Origin of the sequence: Streptomyces sp. NPDC089799 (assembly GCF_040684755.1) — a bacterium.
Lineage (GTDB): Bacteria > Actinomycetota > Actinomycetes > Streptomycetales > Streptomycetaceae > Streptomyces.
The window spans coordinates 1-4,768 of the sequence record NZ_JBFBGR010000075.1 but is presented as its reverse complement, the minus strand read 5'-3'; the positions used below and the strand labels follow the sequence as shown (position 1 = coordinate 4,768).

The window sequence follows — 4,768 nt, the reverse complement described above, 5'->3', positions numbered from 1 at the left end:
CCCTACACCCCCGAAGAAGTACGCGAAGCACTCCAGATCGGCCCCGACGCACCCATCATCACCACCGACGCCCGCCACCGCGCAGACGCCAAATCAGCACTCATCACGCTGGTCGAGCACGCGCTCATGGCACGTTTGAAGTAGACGGGTTCACTCAATCTCCACGACTTCCGGGGCGGGCTGTGTCGTACGACACCGCCCGCCCCGTGTCGTTCATAACGTTTCGACAGAGAATTGACGGCAGTTGGACACACGCCGCGTTCGCGCGGTGCCGCTGCGCGCACAACATCCTTCTTTTTTGCTGGCACTCGCTCTTTATGTCCGTTTTACGCGAGGCATAAGTCTCTGGGAATGGCCGGATTCAACTGTTTGGAACACGACCGTTGCCCATGCTGGAATTCAACGAACTAGCTAGTAGCACCGCCGAGAGGTTGTTGGTCGAGTGAGGCGAAGCAACTCGTCGAGCCCCGCGGAAGACGCCGCGCGAGGCAACTTCACCCCGCCGCAGCGCGCGGCCGCGTCCCCCGTCGACGTGCCCGTGGACGAGGCCGTGAAGAGCGGAAGCACCAGCAGGTTCTCCCCCCGCAACTGGCGCGTGCCGACTCGCCTGAACGCCATCCTGGTCCTGCCGGCCCTGGTCGGTCTGGTCATGGGCGGCTTCCAGGTGAAGGGCTCCATCGAGACCTGGAACGAGGCCAAGGACGCCGAGAAGACGGCCCGCGTCGTCCAGGCGGCATCGGAATACGGCGAGGCGCTGCTCAACGAGCGCGACCTCACGGCCGCCCCGCTGCTGACCGGCGACCGCGAGAACGAGGCGATCCGCAAGGCGTACGCGGCGACCGACTCGGCGAAGGCCAAGTTCGCCCAGGCGGTCAAGGACATGCCCGACACCGAGGGCCTGGACCGGCGCCTGCAGCTCTTCCGGCATGAGGAGCCGCTGCTCGAGAAGGCCCGCGAAACGGCGTACGCCAAGAACGCGGAAACCGAGAAGAAGGACATCCCGAACGGCATCCTCGGTCCCATTCCGACCGAAGAGATGTACGTCCAGGTCCAGCACTACCTCATGCAGTTCGCCAACGAACTGGGCCTCGGCACCGGAAACGTGACGAGCTACGGCCGCATGGTCTACGCGATCCAGCTCGCCAAGGCCGCCAACTCCCTGCAGCGCTCGGTCGGCACCCACCTGCTGGTGCGGCCCAACAGCAAGGAAGAGATCCACAAGGCCCAGCTCGTGGCCTTCTCCTCCTACGCCTACCTCGAGGACATCGCCATCGGCGAGTACGTCTCGGCGGGCACCGAAGCCGACACCGACCGGCTCAAGGAGGTCATGGGCAAGAAGAGCGCCGATGGCGCCGAACGGCTCAAGCAGGCCGAGCAGGACGCCAGGGCGGCCGGCAAGCCGTTCAAGCGGCCGCCGGACTCCGGCGGCTCGATCCTCACCGGCATGACCGAGGAGATAGCCGGCGGCGCGTCGAAGGAGAAGCTGACCTCCGAGGGCATCGTCCAGCCGGTCTGGGAGGCCGCGGCCACCGCCAAGTTCGACGGTTACGCGGAGATCGAGAAGGAACTGCTCGACAAGGCAGTCCAGGACGCCGCCACGGTCTCCTCCGACGCCCGCACGGCCGCCATCACCAACGGCGCCATCGTGGTCGTGGCCCTGCTCGTCGCCTTCATCCTGGCCGGTATGGTCGCCCGTCAGATGGGCCGCTCGATGCGCCGCCTGCGCGGTGCCGCCTTCGACGTCGCCGAGCAGCGCCTGCCGATGCTCGTCGACCAGCTGTCCCGCACGGACCCCGGAAAGGTCGACACCCGGGTGTCGCCCATCCCGATCGACTCCCAGGACGAGATCGGCGAGGTCGCCCGCGCCTTCGACCAGGTCCACCGCGAGGCCGTCCGGCTCGCCGCCGAGCAGGCGCTCCTGCGGGGCAACGTCAACGCGATCTTCACCAACCTGTCGCGCCGCAACCAGTCGCTGATCGAGGGCCAGCTGACCCTGATCACCGACCTGGAGAACAACGAGGCCGACCCCGACCAGCTGGAGAACCTCTTCCGGCTGGACCACCTCGCCACCCGCATGCGCCGGAACGGCGAGAACCTCCTCATCCTCGCGGGCGAGGAGCCGGGCCGCCGCTGGGACCAGCCGGTGCCCCTGGTCGACGTGCTCCGCGCCGCCTCCTCCGAGGTGGAGCAGTACGAGCGCATCGAGCTCTCGGGCGTCTCCGAGGCCGAGATCCACGGCCAGGCCGTGACCGACCTCGTGCACCTGCTCGCCGAGCTCCTGGAGAACGCCACCACGTTCTCCTCCCCGCAGACCAAGGTCCGCGTCAACGCCACCCGTCTGCCGGACGGCCGCGTGATGGTCGAGATCCACGACAAGGGCATCGGCCTGACCGCCGAGGACTTCGCGGACATCAACCACAAGCTGGCCAACCCGCCGACCGTGGACGTGGCGGTCTCGCAGCGCATGGGCCTGTTCGTGGTCGGCCGTCTGGCGGACCGGCACGGCATCCGCGTCCAGCTCCGCCCCTCGGGCGAGCAGGCCGGCACCACCTCGCTGGTCATGCTCCCCGACGCGATCACCCACGGTGGCGGCGGCGAGGGCATCCCGGACGACGACTTCACCGTCTCGCAGATGATCCCTCAGCAGCAGTCCTTCGAGAACTCCTCGATGCGCACCGCCGCGGAGCTCGGCTTCGACGACTCCCGTTACGAGAACCCGGGCGCCGCCGACACGAGCGTGATGGACCCGGTGGGCCGCTCGCTGAACGCCCAGGAGCGCCGCCAGCAGCTGGAGGCGAACGTCTCCCAGCAGCAGTACCCTCAGGACTATCCGGAACCCCAGCCGGAGCACGGCTACCAGCCGTACCAGGAGTACGAGCAGCAGCCGGAGCAGGGCTACGAGGCCGGCTACGACAACGGTTACGAGACGGGCTACCCGCAGCAGGACGGTTATGCCTATCCGGAAGCCGGGTACCAGGACGGTGAGCCGGCCGACCAGGGCTACGACGCCGGGTACCAGGAGCAGTCCCCCCAGGTGGGGTGGCCGCAGCAGAACGCGTACCAGCCGGACTACCAGCAGGGCTACGGGAACGAATCGGAACCCCCGTCGGCTCCCGAACCGGCGCGGGAACGCGTAGGCTTCGACCGTCCGGAAACCGCTGCCGAAACCGGTCACGAGATGACCGGGGCGGGCCTGCCGCGCCGCGGCAGCCAGCAGCAGTGGCAGCCGGCACAGCAGGAAGCGGAGCCGGCCAAGTCCCTCTTCGAGCAGCGGTCCCCCGCGGCGACGGAGCAGGGTCAGGGTCAGGGCGGTGCCGGCAACGACTGGCGTTCGGCCAATGACGAGCGCTGGCAGCAGGCCGGCAAACTCCGTGAGCCGAAGGCGGGCGGGGTCACCCCGTCCGGTCTCCCTCGGCGCGTACCCAAGGCCAACCTGGTCGAGGGTTCCGCGGAGACGACCCCGCAGGGCGGCCCCCAGGTCTCCCGCGCCCCCGAAGACGTCCGTGGCAGGCTGAGTAACCTGCGACGTGGCGTACAGCAGGGACGTACCGCGGGTTCGGAGCAGTCAAGTAACAGCTATGACCAGGAGCGTTAGTGTGAGCGCGATGAGCCAGGCGGCGCAGAACCTGAACTGGTTGATCACCAACTTCGTGGACAACACCCCCGGGGTGTCCCACACCGTGGTGGTCTCCGCCGACGGCCTTCTTCTGGCGATGTCCGAAGGATTCCCGCGCGACCGGGCCGACCAGCTCGCGGCCGTGGCTTCCGGACTGACCTCGCTGACCGCCGGAGCCTCCCGCATCTTCGAGGGCGGCTCCGTCAACCAGACCGTGGTCGAGATGGACCGGGGATTCCTTTTCCTGATGTCCATCTCCGACGGTTCCTCGCTGGCCGTACTCGCGCACCCGGAGTGCGACATCGGCCTCGTGGGCTACGAGATGGCCCTCCTGGTGGACCGCGCCGGCAACGTCCTCACCCCGGACCTGCGCGCGGAGCTCCAGGGAAGTCTTCTCAGTTAGCAGACGGGCAGTTCGTTTTCGCGCCACCGCCCCGTAAGGTGCGGTGGCGCGGTCCAACGGGAGTACTGCGTTTTGGAGTCGGAGGAGGAAACGTGACAACACCCGCAGGAGGACATCCATACGGCGGGGCGGCACAGCCGCAGGGTGGGCACGACCAGAACCGCTTCAACTTCCCCTCCGCTCCCAGCCGTCCGGTGCCGGAGCAGTCCCCGTACCAGCAACAACCGCAGTACGGACAACAGCCGTACGCACAGCAGCAGCCGCCCGGCCGGGTCAACCGGCAGCCTGCGCCGAAGGCGCACAACCCGCTGGTCCGCCCGTACGCGATGACCGGTGGGCGGACCCGGCCGCGTTACCAGCTCGCCATCGAGGCGCTGGTCAGCACCACGGCAGACCCCGCGCGGCTGCAAGGGCAGTTGCCCGAGCACCAGCGCATCTGCCGGCTCTGCCAAGAGATCAAATCGGTGGCCGAGATCTCGGCCCTCCTCTCCATCCCCCTAGGCGTGGCCCGAATCCTCGTCGCCGACCTGGCCGAGGCCGGGCTCGTCGCCATTCACCAGCCCGGCGGCGACGAGTCCGCGGGCGGCCAGCCAGACGTGACACTGCTCGAAAGGGTGCTCAGTGGACTTCGCAAGCTCTAACGGCGGAGCGGCTCGCTCCACCACCTCCGCGAAGATCGTGGTGGCGGGCGGCTTCGGCGTGGGCAAGACCACGTTCGTCGGCGCGGTCTCCGAGATCAACCCCCTGCG

3 protein-coding genes and 2 pseudogenes are annotated in these 4,768 nt (G+C 68.3%); all 5 read left to right on the top strand.

The genetic code is table 11. The annotated features are described in order from the left end of the window. Positions 1-144: pseudogene (locus AB0O36_RS36890) on the top strand (ATP-binding protein); the annotation flags it as partial. A 298-nt stretch (positions 145-442) separates the two neighbouring features. Continuing rightward, positions 443-3,595, top strand: coding sequence for a nitrate- and nitrite sensing domain-containing protein (locus tag AB0O36_RS36885; protein WP_365118353.1), 3,153 nt, complete (start codon positions 443-445; stop codon positions 3,593-3,595). 10 nt (positions 3,596-3,605) lie between these two features. Beyond that, positions 3,606-4,019, top strand: a complete 414-nt coding sequence (locus tag AB0O36_RS36880; RefSeq protein ID WP_365112203.1) for a roadblock/LC7 domain-containing protein — start codon at positions 3,606-3,608, stop codon at positions 4,017-4,019. A gap of 92 nt (positions 4,020-4,111) precedes the next feature. Beyond that, positions 4,112-4,660 carry a DUF742 domain-containing protein gene (locus AB0O36_RS36875; RefSeq protein ID WP_365118350.1) on the top strand — a complete coding sequence of 183 codons (549 nt, stop codon included), beginning with the start codon at positions 4,112-4,114 and terminating at the stop codon, positions 4,658-4,660. Further along, positions 4,641-4,768, top strand: a pseudogene (locus AB0O36_RS36870) (ATP-binding protein); the annotation flags it as partial. The gene AB0O36_RS36875 and the pseudogene AB0O36_RS36870, both read left to right, overlap by 20 nt.